Raw genomic sequence first — 22,184 nt, 5'->3', positions numbered from 1 at the left:
CTTGAGCCTGAGTCGTAATCAAGCAGTATGCGGGAGAAATTTGTTTTCTTTCAACCTCAGGTCCACTTTTCTTACATTGTTCGCCTCTCTTTACAGCCTCACTTCTCAGCCCCGGTTAAACCTCGCTCCGGATCGTGCATATTGATGCGCGCTACAGCACAAAAATGAAACGCCGTTTTATAAATTAGATTTTAGCCGCCCTTTTCTTTGTATGATTGCCACTTCACCCCGGACGTTTGCCAAATCACGAAGGTTAAGCCGTCGTTGCAGTTCTACTTTGCTTACCAGTCCGGGTGAAAAGCCCGGCGTCGTCATGAGGGATTTACCGACATTCACCATCAAGGAGCACTCACCATGCGCTCACGTAAGATTGGTCTTGGCCATTATCTGGCTTACGGTTCCGGGGATTTTCTGGGAGCAGGTACTACGGCGCTGACCGCCGCCTGGCTGCTCTATTTCTACACCACCTTTTGTGGGCTGACGCCGATTGAGGCGACCCTGATCTTTGCTGCTGCCCGCGTACTGGATGCCGTCGTCAGCCCGCTAATGGGCTTCCTGACCGATAACTTCGGCTCGACCTGGCTGGGCAAGCGCTTTGGCCGGCGCAAATTCTTTATCCTGTTAGGCATACCCTGCGTCTTCAGTTATAGCCTGATGTGGATCAGTGACATGAATTTCTGGTGGTATCTCTGCACCTATCTGCTGTTCGATATGGTCTACACCATGATTCTGGTGCCTTATGAAACGCTGGTTCCTGAGATGACCGACGATTTCAAACAGAAAACCCGCTTCTCGGGTGCCCGCATCGGCCTGGCCCAGCTTTCCGCTATTCTGGCAGCGTTTTTACCCGGTATCCTGCTGGGCGCGCTCGGCAAAGACAATCCGCACTCCTTTTTCTATGCCAGCCTGGTTTTCTCCATCATCTGCGCCCTGGTGCTGACGCTGGTGTGGTTCTTTACCTGGGAGCGGCATCCGGATGATTTTTCTGCCGAGTCACGTCGTGCTGAGCAGGAAAAACAGCAGCTGACGCTGATGCAGAACCTCAAGCGGCTGCATGTCGAACTGACCTCAACCTTACGCATTCGTATCTTCCGCCAGCACCTTGGCATGTATCTTGGCGGTTATATCGCGCAGGACGTGTTTAACGCCGTCTTTACCTGGTATGTGGTGTTTGTCCTGATGCAGAGCGCCCAGGTTGCCTCGAATCTGATGGGCACCATGGCGGTATTACAGTTTATCGCGGTGATGGGGATGATTCCGCTCTGTATCCGCATGGGGCCAGCGCCCGCCTATCGTCTGGTGGCGGTGCTGTTCGGGCTGGCGGCACTCTCATATGCCCTGCTGTGGTATGCCGGAATGAACGATAACCTCGCGCTACTGTTACTGATTTCCGCAGTGGCTGGTCTGGGACGCGGCGGCATTAACTATGTGCCGTGGAACACCTATACCTACATCGCCGATGTTGATGAGGTGATCACCGGCCAGCGTCGTGAAGGTATTTTCGCCGGTATCATGACCTTAACCCGCAAGGCGTCGCAGGCCGGGGCGGTGATGCTGGTTGGCATCGTGCTGCAGCTGTCAGGCTTTGTCTCCGGCCAGGCGACTCAGGTGCCGGGCGTCAGCCACACGATTCTGGCGATCCTCAGCCTGGGCACGGTGGCAGTCCTCACCTGCGGCTTCCTGGTATCACTGCGCTTCAAGCTGAATCTGCAGACCCACACCGTGCTGCGTGAAGAGACGCTGAAGATGCGGGAAGCGGGACGTATCGTGCCGGAAAAAATCACTCCCGAAGCGCGACAGATTGTCGAAACGCTGGCGGGCATGCCCTATGAAAATCTGTGGGGCAACAACAACATTGGCTTCCTGAATCGCATGAAGCCTGCTGCGCCAAAGTTAGCGTCGCAGTCCCCTTTACTCTCATCTATAAATCCGACCTTAAAGTGACAGGAATAAACCATGACTGTATTTCCCGTTAAACACAGCGCGTTATTGTGCCAACCTGAACATCTGCTGCCACGCAGCGAACTGGTACAGCTGATTCAAAAGCTGACACAAAATCTGGTCAATATCACCGATGAAACCGGCGAGTTTCTGTTGCGGCTGGACGATGGCCGGGTGATTGATACCAAAGGCTGGGCGGGTTGGGAATGGACACACGGCATCGGCCTGTATGGCATGCTGCACTACTATCAGCAAACCGGTGACCAGCAGACGCTGGCGATCATTGATGACTGGTTTGCTGAGCGGCTGGCGGAGGGAACGCCAACCAAAAATGTGAATACCGTTTGCCCGTTTCTCACCCTGGCTTACCGCTACGAAGAGACTGGCAACGCCGCATGGCTGCCGGTGCTGGAGCGCTGGGCAGAATGGGTGATGTACGAAATGCCGCGTACCGAACAGGGCGGCCTGCAACACATCGTGTATAACAATGAAAACACCCAGCAACTGTGGGACGACACGCTGATGATGAGCGTGATGGCGCTGGCAAAAATCGGCCAGTTGCTGAAACGTGACGAGTGGGTCGAAGAAGCCAGTTACCAGTTCCTGCTGCATACCCAGTACCTGATGGATCGGGAAACGGGTCTGTGGTTCCACGGCTGGAACTTTGATGGTCGCCATAATTTTGCCAACGCACGCTGGGCGCGCGGTAATAGCTGGCTGACCATCGTTATTCCTGATTTTCTGGAGATGATGAACTGGCCTGAGCATCATGCAACCCGCCGCTTCCTGCAGCAGGTGCTGGCCTCTCAGGTGAAGGCCCTGCAGGCGTGTCAGCACAGCAGCGGCCTCTGGCATACCCTGCTTGACGACCCACAGAGCTATCCGGAAGCCTCGGCCACCGCGGGTTTTGCCTATGGCATTCTGAAAGCGGTACGCAAGCGTTATCTGCCAGCGGAATACCGTGAGATGGCGGAAAAGGCGCTGCGTGGTGTGATTGCCAACATCGATGACGACGGCGAACTGAAGCAGGTATCGTTTGGTACCGCGATGGGCAGCGATCTGGACTACTATCGCAACGTGCCGCTGACCTCGATGCCCTATGGCCAGGCGATGGCGCTGCTCTGCCTGACCGAGTATCTGCGCGTTTACCTGTAAACCCTGGCCATAAAAAAAGCCCCGCTCAGCGGGGCTTTTTTGTTACTCAGCAACCATTACATGCTGCGGATGTAATCATCCATATCGGTTTTCAGGTTATCGGACTTGGTACCGAAAATCGCCTGAACGCCTGAACCGGCAACCACGACGCCACGCGCGCCAAGGTTTTTCAGTTCGGTCTGGTCCACTTTCGCCACGTCAGCCACGCTGACACGTAAGCGGGTGATACAGGCATCAAGGTTAGTGATGTTCTCTTTACCACCAAATGCTGCAACCAGTTTGCCCGCCATTTCGGTGCCGGTCGCCGTGGACTGCTCGGTGCTGGTCTCTTCACGGCCTGGGGTTTTCAGGTCCAGTTTAGCGATCAGCACGCGGAAGATGGTGTAGTAAATCAGACCGTAGATGATACCGATAATCGGGAACAGCCAGATTTTGCTGCTGTTACCGCTCAGTACGATAAAGTCGATCAGACCGTGCGAGAAGCTGGTACCGTCACGCATTCCGAGCAGAATACAGATTGGGAAAGCCAGACCAGCCAGCAGCGCATGGATTACGTACAGAATCGGCGCAACGAACATGAATGAAAATTCAATCGGTTCGGTGATACCGGTCAGGAACGCAGTCAGCGCAGCGGAGATCATGATACCGCCCACTTTGGCACGGTTTTCAGGCTTCGCGGAGTGCCAGATAGCAATCGCTGCGGCTGGCAGACCATACATTTTGAACAGGAAGCCACCGGAGAGTTTGCCTGCGGTCGGGTCACCTGCCATGTAACGTGGGATATCGCCGTGGAACACCTGACCGGCCGCATTGGTGTATTCACCGATCTGCATCTGGAAAGGAACGTTCCAGATGTGATGCAGACCAAATGGCACCAACGCGCGTTCAATTACGCCATAAATACCAAAGGCGACAACCGGGTTTTGATAGGCAGCCCACTGCGAGAATTCCTGAATCGCGGAACCTATCGGTGGCCAGATAAAGGAGAGCAGCACGCCGAGAATGATAGCTGCCAGTCCGGAAATAATCGGCACAAAACGCTTACCGGCAAAGAAGCCCAGATATTCTGGTAGCTTGATGCGGTAAAAGCGATTAAACATGTACGCGGCGATGGAACCGGCGATAATTCCGCCCAGTACCCCGGTATCCGCCAGGTGTTTCGCCTCAATTTCTGCCGCAGGCAGATGCAGCACCAGCGGTGCGACAACCGCCATGGTTTTCACCATGATGCCGTATGCAACCACGGCAGCCAGCGCCGATACACCGTCGTTATTGGTAAAGCCCAGCGCCACACCGATGGCGAAAATCAGCGGCATATTGGCAAACACCGATCCGCCCGCTTCTGCCATCACATGCGAAACCACTGCAGGCAACCAGCTGAAGTTGGCCGAACCGACACCTAACAAAATCCCGGCAATCGGCAGAACCGATACCGGTAGCATGAGCGATTTACCGACCTTTTGCAGGTTGGCAAAAGCATTTTTGAACATAGCGTGAAGCTCCTGAGTATGAGTGCATATTTCGCGCAGTGCGCGTGGTAAAGAGGGAGGATTCTTTACCGGTTGGCGGTATCCGCCTTTTGATTTATTACGAAGGGTAAAATAAATCGCTGTTTGTTACTTTGACGGTTATCACGTTTCGACAATCGCAGCCGTGCACTTTACGAAATATCTTACTGACCCGCACGAATTATCAGCAATAAAACGCTGGCCTTGTCAGGAAAACAAGGCCATATGCGCAGATTACAGATTAATTACAGAGTCTGAAATAAACCGCGGACTCAGGCGCCCAGCCGACTCATCGGGATATGGAACAGCTCAGAAAAGTTACGGGTTGTGGTGGCCGCCAGCGTGTCGATATCCACGCCTTTTAGCACCGCCAGGTAATCTGCCACATCACGAGTATAGGCGGGCTGATTCTCTTTGCCACGGTAAGGGACCGGCGCCAGATAAGGCGAATCGGTTTCAACCAGCATCCGATCCAGCGGCACATAGCGGGCCGCCTCACGCAACTGCTCCGCATTACGGAAGGTGACGATGCCGGAAAAAGAAATGTAGAAACCCATATCCAGCAGTTTAGCAGCGGTAGGCTGATCCTCAGTGAAGCAGTGCAGAACACCGCCGCAACGTTCAACCTGCTCTTCACGCAGGATGGCCAGCGTGTCTTCACGCGCATCCCGGGTATGCACAATGATCGGTTTATTCAGGGCAATGCCGGTGCGGATATGCTCGCGGAAAGACGCCTGCTGTTGCGCTTTGGTCTCCTGCTGGTAGTAATAATCCAGACCGGTTTCGCCCAGCGCCACTACCTGTGGATCGGCGGCCAGACGGCGAAACTCCTCGACGTCATAAGCCTCTTCCTGATTAAGTGGATGAACACCACAGGAGAGCGCAATATTCGACCGGTCGCCAACCAGCGCTTTCAGAGTATGAAATCCGGGCAGCGTGGTGGCGATCGCCAGCATAAATTTCACATCGCGCGCCGCCGCTTTGGCGATCACATCGTCCAGGTCGTGATGGTTTTTCTCATAATCCAGGCCATCGAGATGGCAATGGGAATCAACAATAAACATAGTTACTCTCAAAAAGGGTTAGCCGATCAGCGCTGGCTTCATGTTATCAGCCCAGCTCAGCAGCTGGTCGGTCAGCAATAATTCGCGGTTAACCGCCGCCACGTGCAGTAACTGCTCACGACAGCGCATCCAGCCCTGCGCGCTGCTGTTAAGCGCCGTAGGGCTAAAGTGTTCGGCCAGCAGCAGCACCACGTCCTGACGGTCAACGTTACTGAGCCACTGACCCGCATTCTGCTGCCACTTCATCGCATCCAGCAGCAGGGAGAGCAGCCAGCCAATGCGTACCGCCGCGTCATCGGCGTTGAGCACCGGCAACAGCTGCAGAATATCCTGTTGCAGTGCCGCGGGCAGCGCATCGCACAGTTTCTGCCGCGCCTGCCACGGGCCTGCTGCCAGCAGATTCAGTGCTGCTTCAGGCGCACCGGCACTGAGTCGCAGCGCCGCCACCAGCATCGTTTCATCCTGATCTGACTGCTTTTTCAGCCAGTGCAGGCTCTGCCCTTCGTCCGGTGGCGACAGATGCAGCGTCATGCAGCGGCTGCGCAGCGTCGCCAGCAGGCGCGAAGGATCGCGGCTGCTGAGAAAGAACCAGCTATTGGCTGGCGGCTCTTCCAGCGTTTTCAGCAGAGCATTGGCGGCTGCTTCTGAGAGCTGAGCCGCATCGGGCAGCCAGACAACCTTGGCACCGCCCTGCTGACCAAAATGGTACATTTTTTCCGTGACCTGACGCACCGCATCGATGCCCAGAGTATTTTTACCTTTCTCCGCTTCCAGCCGATACCAGTCCGGATGGGTGTTAGCCTGCATCAGCTGACAACCGTGGCACTGACCACAACTTTTCAGTCCGTCAGGCTGCTGGCACATCAGCCAGCGGCTTACGCCCCATACCAGCGCTTCATCGCCCATCCCGGCCATCGCCTGAATTAACAGCGCATGGTGACCGCGACCCTCCTGGTGCTGAGCAATCAGCTGGCGGTAGGGCTGATTCAGCCACGGATACCAGTTCATCCCGCCTGCTCCGCCAGCCAGCCCTTGAGAGCGGCCTGAAGTGACGCTGTCACTTGCTGCAGCGACTGGGTAGCGTCGATGGTCAGAATGGCAGGATCTTCTGCCGCCAGCGCCAGATAACGATCGCGGGTACGTTCAAAAAAGCGCAGTGATTCCTGCTCAATGCGGTCCAGCGCGCCGCGCGCCCGGGCGCGTTGCAGACCGATATCTGGCGTGACATCAAGATAGAGGATCAGATCGGGGCGAAAATCGCCCAGCACCGCATCGCGCAGGGTACGCATCAGCTCACTGTCGAGCCCGCGTCCGCCTCCCTGGTAAGCCTGTGAAGAGAGATCGTGACGATCGCCAATCACCCAGGCACCACGGGCCAGCGCCGGTTTGATCACCGTTTCAACCAGCTGCACCCGTGCCGCATAGAGCATCAGCAGTTCCGCTTTATCGGTCACCTGCTCACCTTCAATGCCCTGCTTGACCAGCACCCGCAGCTGCTCCGCCAGCGGCGTTCCACCGGGTTCACGGGTGAAGACCATCTCTTCAATCCCGCGTTCACGCAGCGTGGCGACAATCGCCTCGCGCGCGGTGGTTTTACCAGCGCCTTCCAGGCCCTCAATGACGATAAACTTACTGTTCATTTTTTTCCTTCAGCGTTTGCCGGTAAACCTGCACCGCCCGGTTATGGCTGGCCAGATTGGTGGTAAAGGTATGGCCGCCCTTTCCATCCGCCACAAAATAGAGGTAATTACTCTTTTCCGGGTGAGCCGCCGCCTGCAGCGACGCTTTGCCCGGCATCGCAATCGGGCCTGGCGGCAGACCATTAATGATATAGGTATTGTAATCGGTTGCCGTCTCCAGGTCTTTACGCGTCAGAGTGCCGTTGTAGGCCTGGCCCATGCCATAAATCACCGTAGGATCGGTTTGCAGCCGCATTCCGGTACGCAGCCGGTTGATAAACACCGAAGCGACACGGGCGCGCTCTTCACTGACGGCGGTCTCTTTTTCAATGATCGAGGCCATCGTCACCAGATCCTGTGGTGTTTTATAGGGCAGGTTATCCGCCCTTTCCTGCCAGACCTGATCGATGGTTTTCTTCATCCGCTCGTGGGCGCGCTGCAGAATCGACAGATCGCTGGTGTTGGCGGTATAGAGATAGGTGTCCGGGAAGAAGTTTCCTTCCAGCTGCTGCGGTTCGACCTTCAGCTCACTGGCAAGCGTAGCAAACTGATCATCCTTCAGCGTATGACGAATATAGGGCGCCTTACGCAGCTCACTCAACCACTCAGTCAGGCGCTGACCCTCGACAAAGCGCAACGGAAACTGCGCCTCTTTGCCACTGGCCAGCAGCTGTAGCAGCGAACGCACCGTCATGGTCGGCTCCAGGCGGTAAGTCCCGGCTTTAAAGGTCGCCAGTTCCGGCTCAACCTTGAGTAACGCGCCAAACCAGATGCTGTGCGGAATAATATGCTGACTTTCTAACTGGGCTTCCAGCGCTACCCGGCCGGTACCGGCAGGCAGCGTATAGATCGTTTCCTGGTGCAGGGTTAACGGAGTGGACGCGAACTGTTTTATCTGCCAGTAACTCAAGGCAGCCGCGACACCCACTATCGCCAGCAGGCTGGCGAGAATTTTCTTACTTCGGCTCATGATGCATCCATTATCTTTTTACAGCTTGCGTACAACTGCTTAAACAGCGTACGTTCAGTAAAGTTCACCGACTCCAGCTGTCGTACCGGCAGAACCGGCATCAGGGCGTTACATATTACGATTTCATCGGCAGCCAGCAACGCGTCAGGCTCACACTGGACAATCCGGCAAGCCTGCCCTGCTGCGGCAAGCTGCGCCATCAGACACCGCCGCATAATGCCATCGACGCCCGCCCAGCGCAGGTCCGGGGTGAAAATCTCCGCGCCCTGTCGCCAGAATAAATTGGCCGCACAGCATTCCACCACCCAACCTTCAGTGTCAAGCACCAGCGCTTCGTCGGCGTCTGTCTGGTCAAGATGAGTGCGGATCATCACCTGCTCCAGCCGGTTGAGATGCTTCAGCCCGGCAAACTGCGGATTTCGCGCCAGCCGAATCGGGCTGATAGCCAGCGAGACGCCCAGCTGCTGTAGATCCGCATAGTGTTGCGGCCAGGGCGCCAGAGAGACGATGCGCGTCGGTTCACCACACCCTTTCCGGCTGTAACCGCGCCCGCCGCTGCCGGCGCTGAGTATCACTTTCAGCACCGCCTGCGTCTGCTGCTGTGCCGCCTGGCGCATCTCATTTTCCAGCTGCAGCCAGTCAATCCCGCTGATCAATAGCCGCTCACAGCTCTCTTGCAGACGCTGCATATGACGTTCCAGCAACAGGATTTTGCCGTGCTGCACCGCTGCGGTGGTAAAGCAGCCATCACCAAACTGTAAGCCACGATCGCTGGCCGCCAGCGTTGATTGTTCGATGCCGTTAATCCACATGGTTTTCTCCTGTCGCGGCCGTGACTGACCTCAGCCCTGGCTGAGGGATAATCAGGATAAAAAAAGGCCCGCATCGCGGGCCTTTTCAGTAATCTGAAGCGATTACACTTTACGGAAAATCAATGAACCGTTGGTACCACCGAAGCCAAAGGAGTTACACAGGGTGTACTCCAGGCCGGAAACCTGACGCGCGGTATGCGGCACGAAGTCGAGATCGCAGCCTTCATCCGGGTTGTCGAGGTTAATGGTAGGCGGTACGGCCTGGTCACGCAGCGCCAGAATCGAGTAGATCGATTCCACTGCGCCTGCGGCACCCAGCAGATGCCCGGTCATCGATTTGGTTGAGCTCACCATTACCGTACTGGCGGCTGCCCCGAACACCGATTTCACTGCCCGTGTTTCCGCTTTGTCACCCGCTGGCGTCGACGTGCCGTGCGCGTTGACATAGCCAATCTGCTCTGGCGTCAGCTGAGCATCACGCAGCGCATTGATCATCGCTGCTGCGGCACCCGAGCCATCTTCCGGCGGCGACGTCATATGATAGGCATCGCTGCTCATACCAAAGCCGACGATTTCCGCATAGATTTTTGCGCCGCGTTTCTTAGCATGTTCGTACTCTTCGAGTACCACAATACCGGCACCGTCACCCAGTACGAAACCGTCACGATCTTTATCCCATGGGCGGCTGGCTGCCTGCGGGTTATCGTTACGGGTTGAGAGCGCACGCGCAGCCCCGAATCCGCCAACACCTAACGGCGTACTGGCTTTTTCAGCGCCACCTGCCAGCATCACATCAGCATCGTCATAGGCGATGATACGGGCCGCATGACCAATGTTATGCACGCCAGAGGTACAGGCAGTGGCAATAGAGATGCTGGGACCTTTCAGGCCATACATGATGGTAAGATGACCCGCCACCATGTTGACGATGGTTGAAGGCACAAAAAACGGGCTGATTTTACGCGGACCGCCGTTGACCAGTGAAGTATGATTATCTTCAATCAGACCTAAACCACCGATGCCGGAACCAATCGCTGCGCCCATGCGGCCTGCATTTTCGTCGGTCACAACCAGACCGCTGTCCTGCATCGCCTGCATACCGGCAACAATGCCGTATTGGATGAAGTCATCCATCTTGCGCTGATCTTTGCGCGAGATGTAGTCATCACAATTAAAACCTCTTACCAGACCTGCAAAACGTGTTGCATACGCACTGGTATCAAAATGGTCGATCAGGTTAATGCCGCTCTGACCGGCAAGGAGAGCACTCCAGGTAGACTCTACGGTATTGCCGACAGGAGACAACATGCCAAGACCGGTCACAACTACACGACGCTTAGACACGTTCGTCCTCCAGGGAGGGGAAATAGGGAACTATGTGGGACAAACATAAAAATCAGGCGGTCGAGCGACCGCCTGAAGATATTCATTAGCCTTTGTGGCTATTGATGTAGTCGATCGCTGCCTGAACGGTAGTGATTTTCTCAGCTTCTTCGTCTGGAATTTCAGTATCAAACTCTTCTTCCAGAGCCATTACCAGCTCAACGGTATCAAGAGAATCGGCACCCAGGTCTTCTACGAAAGATGCAGAGTTGGTCACTTCTTCCTCTTTCACACCCAGCTGCTCACTGATGATTTTCTTAACGCGTTGTTCGATATCGCTCATACTATTTAATTTCCTATCAAAACTCGCTTTCGCGATGGTTTTCGTAGTGTATAAAATGGTGAAAAAGATGCAACAAAATCCCGGCTGGTCGAACCACGATTTTACGCTATTTTGCGGTTTTAACCGCAAATAATGCAAATGATTTCGTGATTTATCAGACCATGTACATGCCGCCATTGACGTGCAGCGTTTCACCTGTGATGTAGGCTGCTTCGTCAGAGGCTAAGAATGCCACAGCATTGGCGATTTCCTGCGCTTCGCCTAAACGACCCGCAGGGACTTCCGCCAAAATTCCGGAACGTTGATCTTCGTTCAGTGCCCGCGTCATGTCTGTCTCAATAAAACCTGGAGCCACGACGTTGACGGTAATGCCACGTGACGCGATTTCGCGCGCCAGTGATTTGCTAAAGCCAATTAAACCCGCTTTTGCTGCCGCGTAGTTTGCCTGACCCGCGTTACCCATAGTTCCAACAACGGAACCGATGGTGATGATACGGCCCACGCGCTTTTTCATCATGGCACGCAATACCGCCTTAGAAAGGCGGAAGACAGAAGTGAGGTTGGTATCGAGGATATCCTGCCACTCATCGTCCTTCATGCGCATGAGAAGATTATCACGCGTAATGCCTGCATTATTGACTAAAATATCCACTTCGCCAAATTCTGCGCGAATATTCTCTAAAACAGTCTCGATTGATGCAGCGTCAGTCACGTTCAGTAACAGGCCTTTGCCCTTGTCGCCAAGGTAAGCACTGATGGCGTCGGCGCCACTCTGGCTGGTCGCGGTGCCTACCACTTTAGCGCCTTTTGCCGCCAGCGTCTCTGCAATCGCACGACCAATGCCGCGACTCGCGCCGGTGACCAGCGCAACTTTACCTTCAAAGCTCATGATTTTCCTCTTATTCCTTTCCGAGTGCAGCCGTCAGTGATGCACTGTCGTTGACGGCAGCCGCTGTCAGGCTATCCACAATGCGTTTGGTCAGACCGGTCAGCACTTTGCCTGGACCGATCTCCAGCAGTTGAGTCACGCCCTGTGCCGCCATCGCTTCCACGCTTTCAGTCCAGCGAACCGGGCTGTAAAGCTGGCGAACCAGCGCATGACGAATCGCGCCAGCGTCAGTTTCCGCTTTCACATCGACGTTATTAATCACCGGTACGGCAGGCGAATTGAAGGTGATGGACTCAAGCGCAACGGCCAGTTTGTCGGCTGCAGGCTTCATCAGCGCGCAGTGTGAAGGGACGCTGACCGGTAACGGCAGCGCACGTTTAGCACCGGCAGCTTTACAGGCCGCGCCAGCACGCTCTACCGCTTCTTTGTTACCGGCGATGACCACCTGACCTGGCGAGTTAAAGTTAACCGGCGAGACCACCTGACCTTGTGCACTCTCTTCACAGGCTTTGCGGATGGACGCATCATCCAGGCCGATAATCGCCTGCATCGCGCCCGTGCCTTCCGGCACCGCTTCCTGCATCAGTTTGCCACGCAGCTCAACCAGCTTGATCGCATCGGCAAAATCGAGCACACCCGCACAGACCAGCGCGGAATATTCACCCAGGCTGTGACCGGCCATCATTGACGGCTGTTCACCGCCCTGCTGCTGCCAGACACGATAGATAGCGACCGAAGCGGCTAACAGCGCAGGCTGAGTCTGCCACGTTTTATTCAACTCTTCAGCCGGACCCTGGCTGACTAACTGCCATAAGTCATATCCCAGTGCCGCAGAGGCTTCGCGGAAAGTCTCTTCCACCTGCGGCCAGGCAGCGGCTAAATCTGCCAGCATACCGACCGTCTGTGAACCCTGACCTGGGAAAACAAAAGCAAATTTCGTCATCTTACGTTCCTGTCAATCAAAAGCGAACCAGTGCAGAACCCCAGGTGAATCCACCACCAAAGGCTTCCAGCAAAATAAGGTGTCCGGGTTTGATGCGGCCATCACGGACCGCTTCATCCAGTGCGCTTGGCACCGATGCGGCAGAAGTATTGCCGTGGCGATCCAGGGTAACCACGACTTTATCCATGGTCATCCCCAGTTTTTTCGCCGTCGCGCTGATAATGCGCAGGTTGGCCTGATGTGGCACCAGCCAGTCCAGCATTTCGCGATCGAGGTTGTTCGCCTGCAGGGTTTCATCAACGATGTGCGCCAGCTCGGTAACCGCCACTTTGAACACTTCGTTGCCGGCCATTGTCACGTAGGCAGGTTTATCCTGATGGGCGCGATCCTGATAAGGCAGAGTCAGCAACTGAGCATAACGACCATCGGCGTGCAGATGGGTGGAGATAATCCCCTGCTCTTCGCTTGGGCCAAGCACTACCGCACCTGCGCCGTCACCAAACAGAATGATGGTGCCACGATCTTCGGGATCGAGCGCGCGCGCCAGCACGTCTGCGCCGATTACCAGGGCATGCTTCACCGCGCCATTTTTAATGTACTGATCGGCCACGCTCAGGGCGTAGGTAAAGCCCGCACAGGCGGCAGCAAGGTCAAACGCCGCGCAGTCTTTGATCTCCAGCATTTGCTGGATCATGCAGGCGGAGCTGGGGAAGGCATGACTGGAAGAGGTTGTGGCGACAATAATCAGCCCAACATCGTTCGCTTCAACGCCGGCCATTTCAAGGGCGCGTTGAGCCGCGCTGAATCCCATGGTGGCGACCGTCTCGTCAGGCGCAGCAATACGGCGCTCACGGATGCCGGTGCGGGTGACAATCCACTCGTCCGACGTCTCCACCATTTTTTCCAGATCGGCATTGGTGCGAACCTGGCTAGGCAAATAACTGCCCGTACCGATAATTTTGGTATACATCTAGGCTTTGTCACTCCTGGCTAATACAGCATCAAGGCGCGCAGCAATTCGTTCGGGAACCTGCTGCCGCACCGCCTGCTCTGCCTGTTCGATCGCCACGGCAAAGGCATGTTGATTTGCTGCACCGTGGCTCTTGATCACTGTTCCGCGCAATCCTAACAGACAAGCGCCATTGTACTGGTCTGGGTTGAGATGCCCGAAGCGCTTCGCCAGACGTTTCTGAATCCAGCGTCCCAGCAACCTCAGCCACCATGACCGTTTTTTGCCTTCCCCTGACGACTTCAGCAGGGAAAGAAACATTCTTACCACGCCTTCCATGGTCTTCAGCGTGACATTACCGACAAACCCGTCACAGACCATCACATCCGTTTTACCGGTGAGTAGCTCATTACCTTCAAGGTAACCAATATAGTTGATCTGCGGTGATTCTCGCAGGATTACCGCTGCGTCGCGAATGGTTTCCAGCCCTTTGGTCTCTTCGTGACCAATATTGAGCAGTGCGACACGCGGTCGGGCAATGCCGAGGACATGCTCCGCCATCACCGATCCCATCACCGCAAACTGAACCAGCATCGCGCTGTCTGAACCGACGTTGGCGCCCAGATCCAGCACCACCGTTTTACCCTGCTGCTGGTGCGGTAACACGGACATCAGCGCCGGGCGTTTAATACCGTCCAGCGGCCTGAGCATCAGCGTGGCCAGCCCCATCAGCGCGCCGGTATTTCCTGCGCTGACGCAGGCCTGCGCACGTCCCTCTTTCACCATCTCCAGCGCCACACGCATTGAGCTGCCGCGACTGTTTCGGATGGCCTGAGCGGGCCGCGCATCACTTGCAATAACCGATTCGGCAGGAATCACCTGCAAACGCCCCAGTAAGGAGGAATCCGCTTTGGCAAGCAATGGCGTGAGGATGTCGGGATTACCGACCAGAAGAAGGAACAGCTGCGAATGAGAGGCCAGTGCCTGCAATGCTGCAGGCACTGTCACGCAAGGACCGAAGTCCCCGCCCATGGCATCAATAGCCAGGGTCAAACGTGTCAAGGTATCGCCTTGCTAAGCAAGAAACTTACTTAACGATAACCTTGCGACCGCGGTAGTAACCATCCGCAGTAATGTGGTGACGCAGATGAGTTTCGCCAGAAACTTTATCTACTGACAGAGCAGCAGTGGTCAGCGCATCGTGCGAACGACGCATACCACGCTTAGAACGGGTGGGTTTATTCTGTTGTACGGCCATGGACCTTACTCCTATTACTTACGCTTTAAACTGGCTAATACGGCAAATGGATTTGGTTTCTCCGCCTCTGCAGGCAGTTTGCCAAAGACCATGTCCGCCTCGGACACTTCACAGTGTTCAGAATCATGTACCGGAACGACCGGCAGCGCGAGAATGATTTCATCCTCGACAACTGCCAGCAGATCGATCTCACCAAACTCGTTGACATCGACCGGCTCGTACGCTTCCGGCAATGCCTCGGCCTGCTCTTCAGAAGAGACAGGACTGAAGCAATAACTTACGTGTACATGATGAGGAAAGGTCTGGTTGCAGCGCTGACAACGCAACGTCACTTGTACTTCAGCTGTACCCGTCAGTACCGCCAGACGTTGACTGTCAACCGCAAACGACATGGCACAATCCACATCACTGTCCACACTAACTACTGACTCGGCCACGCGCTCCACCTGTACAGATGTGTAGACACCTTGATAATCAAGGCGTTTTTGAGCGGTGCGGACCGGGTCCAGCGTCAGGGGTAATTTTACCTTTTGCATAGGGCGCGCATATTAACTTTGTAATGTCATAGAGTCAAAGAAAAAGGCCGTTAAACAGCATCTTTCAACCACTATTCGCATCCAGTGCGGCGCACAGTTTAAAATGACTGTCACCAATTCGCTATCACTATTGAAAAAAAATGACCACATCGATTCTTTTAGCTTCCACCTCGCCTTTTCGCAAGGCGTTATTAGACAAGCTGGGCCTGCCCTTTATCACCGCCGCCCCCGAAGTGGATGAAACCCCGCAGCCCGGTGAAACCGCGGAAGCGCTGGTCTCACGCCTTGCCGTCGCGAAAGCAAAAGCGCTGGCTCAGGCCTACCCCGATCACTGGATCATCGGCTCCGATCAGGTCTGCGTGCTGAACGGGATGATTACCGGTAAACCGCACACCGTGGAGAATGCCCGGGCGCAGCTACGCGCCGCCAGCGGCAACCGCATCACCTTCTATACTGGTCTGGCGCTTTTTCACCCCGCCAGTCAGCAACTGATGCAATGTTGTGAGCTTTTTGTGGTGCACTTTCGTGATCTTAGCGAAGCGGAGATCGCTGCCTATATAGAGAAGGAACAGCCGCTGTACTGTGCCGGCAGTTTCAAAAGTGAAGGCCTGGGGATTTGTCTGTTTGATCGGTTAGAGGGACGCGATCCCAATACGCTGGTGGGACTGCCGCTGATCGCGCTCAACGGCATGTTACGGCAAGCCGGCATCAATCCGCTGTCGGCGTGATGCCAGCGCGCAATTACGCTTTTAGCTGACGTAGCCGGAGCAGGCACTGCTTCAGGCCGTCATCCAGCGGTGCTTCCACCCGCATCACTTCGCCGGTGCCGGGATGAGTAAAGGTGAGCGCTGCAGCGTGCAGGAACAGCCGCTTTAAGCCGGTTGAGGCCAGCTGGCTGTCGAACTCACGCTCCCCGTAGCGATCGTCGAAAGCAATCGGGTGGCCAGCATGGAGAGTATGGACGCGGATCTGGTGCGTACGCCCGGTCACCGGGCTGGCTTTAATCAGCGTGGCAAACTCAAAACGCTCTTCTACTTTAAAGCGGGTTTCTGACGGTTTCCCTTCGCTGCTGACGCGCACGATACGTTCGCCGCTCTGCAGAATATTTTTCAGTAGCGGCGCCTGCACCACTTTCAGGTGTGAAGGCCAGTTACCGCGCACCAGCGCCAGGTAATCTTTCTGCATCCCCTTTTCGCGCAGCTGTTCATGCAGAGAACGCAGCGCCGAGCGCTTCTTCGCCACCAGTAAAATGCCGGAGGTATCACGATCCAGCCGATGAACCAGTTCCAGGAAGCGCGCTTCGGGCCGCAAGGCACGTAATCCCTCGATGACCCCGAAGCTCAGCCCGCTACCGCCGTGCACTGCGGTGCCGGACGGCTTATTCATCACCAGCAGGGATTCATCTTCATACAGGATGGCATCGGCCAGCGAGGCGACTTTAGCCAGCTTCGGTGAGACGGCATCCTCATCGCGCTCGGCGACCCGCACCGGCGGAATACGGACCTCATCACCCGCCTCAAGCTTGTACTCCGGCTTGACGCGTTTTTTATTCACCCGCACCTCGCCTTTACGTACGATGCGATAAATCATGCTTTTCGGCACACCTTTCAGTTGGGTGCGCAAAAAGTTATCAATGCGTTGTCCGGCATTTTCAGCCGTGATGGCGACAAATTGTACGCCCGGATTCTCTGTTTTCATGGCGGCGATTCTAAATAGTGTCCCCTGATAGCGCCACCCCTTTTTCTGTGCTTAACTCTGGGGTTAGTGTCGCGATAAGCGGCCCGGCTGCTGGCTTTTTCAACAACCTGGCGCTTGACCCGATATATTATGGTGCTAAATGTAAAGAAACTTCACAAGCTGGCTAAAGTCGCCTTGCTATATGAAGGTTAGCAATGGAATAATGCTTAAGTTTCTTACCTGAAGGGTTTCAGGGCAGAAAAAGAGCGAAATTGTCATTTTGCCGTATCGAGCAGACACGCAGCAATGGCGTAAGACGTAATGCGAAATCAGGCACTTAGCGGGCTGCGGGTTGCGGCCTGGACAGCAGTATGGAGTGCACGGGTTTTTTATTTCTCTCAGGCATTTCCACTATCTGGTGCTGTTTTCCCTTATGAAAAACAGGCCACCGACGTTATTTGCGCCCCTCGCGCGGTCGACAGCCGTGAGGCTGACGACATTGCACTAAGTCACGGGGCCATCGGTTGATACTCGTCCAGGGTAACTATGCCCGCAGCTGTAATCACTCATGAAAGAATAACGAGTAAGTCACGATGAAAAGAATGTTAATAAACGCAACTCAGCAGGAGGAGTTGCGCGTTGCCCTGGTTGACGGTCAGCGTCTGTACGATCTGGATATCGAAAGCCCAGGACACGAACAGAAAAAAGCCAACATTTACAAAGGTAAAATCACTCGCATTGAACCCAGCCTTGAAGCTGCGTTTGTCGATTATGGCGCAGAGCGTCACGGTTTCCTCCCTTTAAAAGAAATCTCCCGCGAATATTTCCCCTCCAGCTACAACGCGCATGGTCGTCCGAATATCAAAGACGTGCTGCGTGAAGGTCAGGAAGTCATTGTCCAGATCGATAAAGAAGAACGCGGCAATAAAGGCGCTGCGCTGACCACCTTTATCTCTCTGGCGGGCAGCTATCTGGTACTGATGCCGAACAACCCACGTGCAGGCGGTATCTCCCGTCGCATCGAAGGTGACGATCGTACCGAACTGAAAGAAGCCCTGTCGGCGCTGGAACTGCCGGAAGGCATGGGATTGATCGTCCGCACCGCCGGTGTCGGTAAATCTGCCGAATCGCTGCAGTGGGATCTGAGCTTCCGTCTGAAACACTGGGAAGCGATTAAAAAAGCCGCTGAAAACCGTCCGGCGCCGTTCCTGATTCATCAGGAAAGCAACGTCATCGTTCGTGCATTCCGCGACTATCTGCGCCAGGACATCGGCGAAATCCTGATTGATAATCCGAAAGTACTGGAACTGGCGCGTCAGCATATCGCTGCGCTGGGCCGTCCGGATTTCAGCAGCAAAATTAAGCTCTACACCGGTGAAATCCCGCTGTTCAGCCACTATCAGATCGAATCGCAAATCGAATCCGCTTTCCAGCGTGAAGTCCGCCTGCCTTCCGGCGGCTCGATTGTGATCGATAGCACCGAAGCGTTAACCGCAATTGATATCAACTCAGCACGCGCTACGCGCGGCGGCGATATCGAAGAGACAGCGTTTAACACTAACCTTGAAGCGGCAGACGAGATTGCCCGTCAGCTGCGTCTGCGTGACCTCGGCGGCCTGATCGTTATCGACTTTATCGATATGACACCGGTCCGCCATCAGCGCGCGGTAGAAAATCGTCTGCGTGAAGCGGTGCGTCAGGACCGTGCGCGTATCCAGATTAGCCACATTTCTCGCTTCGGCCTGCTGGAGATGTCACGCCAGCGTCTGAGCCCGTCGTTAGGTGAATCAAGCCATCACGTCTGCCCACGCTGTAGCGGCACCGGCACCATTCGTGATAACGAATCACTGGCGCTGTCGATCCTGCGTCTGATTGAAGAAGAAGCGCTGAAAGATAACACCAAAGAAGTGCACGCCATCGTGCCAGTTCAGGTGGCCTCTTACCTGCTGAATGAGAAGCGTGAAGCGGTCAATGCCATTGAAAAACGCCAGGGCGGCGTGCGGGCCATCATTGTTCCTGATGACAAGATGCAAACCCCACACTATTCCGTGCTGCGCGTGCGTAAAGGTGAAGAGACCCAGACGCTGAGCTACCATCTGCCGAAGCTGCATGAAGCTGAAATGGCGCTGCCATCGGAAGAGGAGCACGGCGAACGTCGTCGTCCTGAGCAGCCAGCGCTGGCGGCCTTTGTCATGCCTGATGCGCCTCCTGCACCGGTTGAAGTTGCACCCGAAGCGCCACGCGCTGAAGCGCAACCGGCAGCGAAAGCGCCAACCGTCGCGGCACCAGCAACCGTCAGCACCGGCTTCCTTGGCCGCCTGTTCGGTGGGCTGAAGAAAATGTTCGGTGGCGAAGACGCCCCTGCGGCAACGCCAGCTACGCCTGAAGTTGCAGAACCGAAGAAAGCGCCGGAAAGCGAAGAAGAGAACGCCAATCAGCGTGGCGATCGTCGCAACAACAACCGTCGCAATAACAACCGTCGTGAGCGTACGCCGCGTAACGGTGAAAATGGTCAGGCACGTGAAAGCCGCGAACCGCGTGAGCCGCGTGAAAGCCGTGAACCACGCGAGAGCCGCGAGCCGCGCGAAAACCGTGAGCCACGTGAAGGCAATGATAACCGTCGCAACAAGCGTCAGTCTCAGCCTAACGAGGTGCGTGAAGAGCGTCCGGCACTGAGCGAAGAAGCCCGTCAGCAGCGCGACGAGCAGCAGCAACAGCGTCGTGAGCAACGTGCTGAACGTCAGCGTCGTCGTCAGGAAGAGAAACGCGCCCAGCAGGAAGCCGCGAAAGCCGCCGAGCAGCCAGTGGTTGCCGAGGCTGTAGCTGAAACCCCTGAAGCGCAGGATGACGAACGCGTGCAGATGATGCCGCGTCGTAAGCCGCGTCAACTGAGCCAGAAAGTCCGCGTTGATGATAATCGTCAGCCACTGCCTGCAGAAGCCACGGATATTGCCGTGCCGACTGAAGCGCGTGCGGTACCGCAACCAGCGGCCGACGTACTGCCAACCGAAGCCCCACAGATCGAAGAGCAGGATGATAACGACAGCCGTGATAACGCCAATATGCCGCGTCGCTCACGCCGTTCGCCACGTCATCTGCGCGTCAGCGGTCAGCGTCGTCGCCGTTATCGTGATGAGCGTTACCCAACCCAGTCAGCCATGCCTCTGGCGGCTGCAGCCGCGTCGCCAGAAATGGCCTCCGGTAAAGTGTGGGTACGCTATCCGGTCAGCCAGGCCAGCGAAGAGCAGGTAGTGCAGGATGCCGTTCAGGAAACGCCAGATTACAGCCGTGAAGAGACCGCAGGCACCATTGCACTGCCGGTTGCTGCTGCGGTTGAATCAGATGCGTCACAGGACGCCCCCGTGCAGCAGGCTGAACCGCAGGCCGAAACGCCGGTGCCGGTGGTGAACACTGACGATACCCGTGCGATCGATGCACCGGTTGATCATCAGCCGTCTGTAATCCCAGCCGCGGCTGAAGCGATCGCTGAAACCATCGCTGCTCAGGCACAGCCTGCTGAGCCGGTAAGCGAAATGCCGGATGCTGCACAGAGTGATGAAGCGGCACAGCCCGCAGAGATGGCTCAGCAGGCACCGGTCGAAGTCAGCCGTGAAACTGAAGCACAGGTAGAAGAAGTGCTGAATGCCCCGATCGCAGCCGACGCTGAGACGGTGTTAAGCACTGAGCCTCATGCGCCTGTCGCGGCTCGTGACGTTGAACCTGCACCGGTGGCAGCATCGCCAGCGCCGGTTGCTGCTGAGCCTGCCGCTGAACCGGTTGCCGCTGCTGAGCCTGCCGTCGCCGCAGATGTCACCCGCTGGAAGCACTTCGCTTCTGCGCCAATGACCAAAGCGCCTGCGCCGGTCTGGCAGCCAGAACCGGCACGTCACAGCGACTGGGTACGTTCTCCGTACCAGTTCGATGGACGTGGTTCTGCTGGCGGTCACGCGGCTACCCATCAGGCCACGGCACCAGCGACTAAGCCATAACGCTGACCTTGCTCTGAACCTGACCCCGGCCTGCAAGCCGGGGTTTTTTTTATGCCTGTTTTCTGTGGCTCAGCTGGCATACAGGCAAAAAAAATCCCACCCTCTTTTATCAGGAGGATGGGAGAAACTAAGCGCACCCGGTTAAAGTACGCTCAAATTTTCAGGTCAGATTATGAATTCAGCTGGAACAGGGACATCTTAGACATATCGGTAAAGGTCTTGTACGACGCCTGCAGCGCCGTCTGCTGCATGGTGTAACTGGAAATCGCCTGGGTATAATCCACATCCACCAGGTCGCTCATCTGCGAGCTGTAAATCACGTTACGATCGTCGCCCTGGGCATCCAGCGTATCGAGTTCCGACAGCTGAGTCCCGATTTCGGAGCGCACGGTTAAGACGTTGTTCAGCGAGTTGCCAAGACCGCGGTTGGTTTTATCCATCGCATCCTGGAACGTCTGTTTAGTGGCGGCATCCGCATCATCCTGCGGCACTTTCAGCGCGGCAATGGCGCTATCCAGCATGGCGAACAGGTTGGTTTCGCTGGCGCTGCCGTCCGGCTCTTTGGTGGCATTGCCGGTGATCGCCATGAAGATATCGTCACCAGTATGGCCGACGGTCATGCTGCGGCTGCTGTCCACTTTCTGAGTAATAGCATCGGTTCCGCCCGCATAGCTCACGCCAGTGCCGGCGCCATCTACAAACGGCGCGCTGTCAGTTTTGTAACCGGCAAAGATATAACGACCGTTGGCATCCTGGCTGTTAGCCTGGTTGAGTAACTGGGCGCGGATACCTTCGAGCTGGGTCGCAATCGAGCCACGGTCATCGTCACTCAGCGTGCCGGTTGAACCGTTGACGATCAGCGTTTGCGCATCCTGAATACTGCCGGTCACGCCTTTCAGCGCGTTTTCTTCCAGCGATAATCCCTGGTTAGCAAAAGTACGCGCCAGCGCGTACTGGCTGCTCTGCGACTGCGTCTGCGACAACACCACCGCGCGTGAGGCGGCAATCGGATCGTCCGATGGATTGGTGACCCGGCGGCCACTGGAGAGCTGTTCGCCCACTTTCAGCCAGGAGGCTTGCGAGTCGGTAATTCCACGCACCTGCTGGTTAAATATCATATTTGTACTGATTCGCATGCTATCCCCTAC

20 protein-coding genes are annotated in these 22,184 nt (G+C 55.8%); 4 read left to right on the top strand and 16 right to left on the bottom strand.

Translation table 11 applies throughout. The annotated features are described in order from the left end of the window. Positions 1-354 precede the first annotated feature (354 nt). Both ACX3P5_RS06835 and bglB read left to right on the top strand, forming a co-directional pair. Positions 355-1,944, top strand: a complete 1,590-nt coding sequence (locus ACX3P5_RS06835; RefSeq protein WP_233984620.1) for an MFS transporter — start codon at positions 355-357, stop codon at positions 1,942-1,944. A 12-nt stretch (positions 1,945-1,956) separates the two neighbouring features. Beyond that, entirely contained in the window at positions 1,957-3,096 is a 1,140-nt protein-coding gene (bglB, locus tag ACX3P5_RS06830) for a beta-galactosidase BglB (RefSeq protein ID WP_233984621.1), read from the top strand. A gap of 56 nt (positions 3,097-3,152) precedes the next feature. Here the strand turns inward: bglB and ptsG are convergent, their stop codons facing one another. From ptsG to yceD, 14 genes are all read right to left on the bottom strand, one after another. Then, positions 3,153-4,586 carry a PTS glucose transporter subunit IIBC gene (ptsG, locus tag ACX3P5_RS06825; RefSeq protein WP_233984622.1) on the bottom strand — a complete coding sequence of 478 codons (1,434 nt, stop codon included), beginning with the start codon at positions 4,584-4,586 and terminating at the stop codon, positions 3,153-3,155. 290 nt (positions 4,587-4,876) lie between these two features. Beyond that, on the bottom strand, positions 4,877-5,668 hold the full coding sequence (locus ACX3P5_RS06820) for a metal-dependent hydrolase (protein ID WP_233984623.1): 792 nt from the start codon (positions 5,666-5,668) through the stop codon (positions 4,877-4,879). 18 nt (positions 5,669-5,686) lie between these two features. Next, positions 5,687-6,676 carry a DNA polymerase III subunit delta' gene (gene holB, locus ACX3P5_RS06815; protein WP_458968450.1) on the bottom strand — a complete coding sequence of 330 codons (990 nt, stop codon included), beginning with the start codon at positions 6,674-6,676 and terminating at the stop codon, positions 5,687-5,689. Further along, positions 6,673-7,308: a dTMP kinase gene (tmk, locus tag ACX3P5_RS06810; RefSeq protein ID WP_458968449.1), complete on the bottom strand. Its 636-nt coding sequence runs from the start codon at positions 7,306-7,308 to the stop codon at positions 6,673-6,675. The genes holB and tmk overlap by 4 nt, the downstream gene beginning before the upstream one ends. Continuing rightward, the gene (gene mltG / locus ACX3P5_RS06805; RefSeq protein WP_336755001.1) at positions 7,298-8,317 is read right to left on the bottom strand and encodes an endolytic transglycosylase MltG; all 1,020 of its coding nucleotides are present in this window, start codon (positions 8,315-8,317) and stop codon (positions 7,298-7,300) included. Before mltG ends, tmk begins: the two co-directional genes overlap by 11 nt. Beyond that, positions 8,314-9,129, bottom strand: a complete 816-nt coding sequence (gene pabC / locus ACX3P5_RS06800) for an aminodeoxychorismate lyase (RefSeq protein ID WP_458968448.1) — start codon at positions 9,127-9,129, stop codon at positions 8,314-8,316. Before pabC ends, mltG begins: the two co-directional genes overlap by 4 nt. Positions 9,130-9,231: 102 nt before the next feature. Then, complete coding sequence (fabF, locus tag ACX3P5_RS06795) at positions 9,232-10,473, bottom strand: beta-ketoacyl-ACP synthase II (RefSeq protein WP_094120391.1); 1,242 nt, start codon at positions 10,471-10,473, stop codon at positions 9,232-9,234. A gap of 85 nt (positions 10,474-10,558) precedes the next feature. Next, positions 10,559-10,795, bottom strand: coding sequence for an acyl carrier protein (acpP, locus tag ACX3P5_RS06790; protein WP_003849865.1), 237 nt, complete (start codon positions 10,793-10,795; stop codon positions 10,559-10,561). A gap of 154 nt (positions 10,796-10,949) precedes the next feature. After that, on the bottom strand, positions 10,950-11,684 hold the full coding sequence (gene fabG, locus ACX3P5_RS06785; protein ID WP_094120390.1) for a 3-oxoacyl-ACP reductase FabG: 735 nt from the start codon (positions 11,682-11,684) through the stop codon (positions 10,950-10,952). A gap of 10 nt (positions 11,685-11,694) precedes the next feature. Beyond that, the gene (fabD, locus tag ACX3P5_RS06780) at positions 11,695-12,627 is read right to left on the bottom strand and encodes an ACP S-malonyltransferase (RefSeq protein WP_458968447.1); all 933 of its coding nucleotides are present in this window, start codon (positions 12,625-12,627) and stop codon (positions 11,695-11,697) included. A gap of 16 nt (positions 12,628-12,643) precedes the next feature. After that, positions 12,644-13,597: a beta-ketoacyl-ACP synthase III gene (locus ACX3P5_RS06775; RefSeq protein WP_094120388.1), complete on the bottom strand. Its 954-nt coding sequence runs from the start codon at positions 13,595-13,597 to the stop codon at positions 12,644-12,646. Beyond that, positions 13,598-14,638: a phosphate acyltransferase PlsX gene (plsX, locus tag ACX3P5_RS06770; protein WP_233984630.1), complete on the bottom strand. Its 1,041-nt coding sequence runs from the start codon at positions 14,636-14,638 to the stop codon at positions 13,598-13,600. A gap of 25 nt (positions 14,639-14,663) precedes the next feature. Beyond that, positions 14,664-14,834 carry a 50S ribosomal protein L32 gene (gene rpmF / locus ACX3P5_RS06765; RefSeq protein WP_003849870.1) on the bottom strand — a complete coding sequence of 57 codons (171 nt, stop codon included), beginning with the start codon at positions 14,832-14,834 and terminating at the stop codon, positions 14,664-14,666. Between the two features lie 14 nt (positions 14,835-14,848). Beyond that, positions 14,849-15,370 (bottom strand): 23S rRNA accumulation protein YceD, encoded by a 522-nt coding sequence (gene yceD / locus ACX3P5_RS06760; RefSeq protein WP_094120386.1) that lies wholly within the window; start codon positions 15,368-15,370, stop codon positions 14,849-14,851. Positions 15,371-15,510: 140 nt separating this feature from the next. On the opposite strand from yceD, the gene ACX3P5_RS06755 reads away from it, so the two are divergent. Continuing rightward, the gene (locus ACX3P5_RS06755; protein WP_458968446.1) at positions 15,511-16,098 is read left to right on the top strand and encodes a Maf family protein; all 588 of its coding nucleotides are present in this window, start codon (positions 15,511-15,513) and stop codon (positions 16,096-16,098) included. Between the two features lie 13 nt (positions 16,099-16,111). Here the strand turns inward: ACX3P5_RS06755 and rluC are convergent, their stop codons facing one another. Next, entirely contained in the window at positions 16,112-17,068 is a 957-nt protein-coding gene (gene rluC / locus ACX3P5_RS06750) for a 23S rRNA pseudouridine(955/2504/2580) synthase RluC (protein WP_233984632.1), read from the bottom strand. 572 nt (positions 17,069-17,640) lie between these two features. On the opposite strand from rluC, the gene rne reads away from it, so the two are divergent. Beyond that, positions 17,641-21,036, top strand: a complete 3,396-nt coding sequence (gene rne / locus ACX3P5_RS06745) for a ribonuclease E (protein ID WP_458968445.1) — start codon at positions 17,641-17,643, stop codon at positions 21,034-21,036. A gap of 170 nt (positions 21,037-21,206) precedes the next feature. Here rne and flgL read toward each other — a convergent pair whose 3' ends face one another. After that, entirely contained in the window at positions 21,207-22,172 is a 966-nt protein-coding gene (gene flgL, locus ACX3P5_RS06740) for a flagellar hook-associated protein FlgL (RefSeq protein ID WP_233984634.1), read from the bottom strand. Between the last annotated feature and the right edge of the window lie 12 nt (positions 22,173-22,184).

The organism is Pantoea sp. S-LA4, assembly GCF_054482835.1.
The sequence above is the reverse complement of the archived record's forward strand: the minus strand, read 5'-3'. Positions and strand labels throughout refer to the sequence as shown.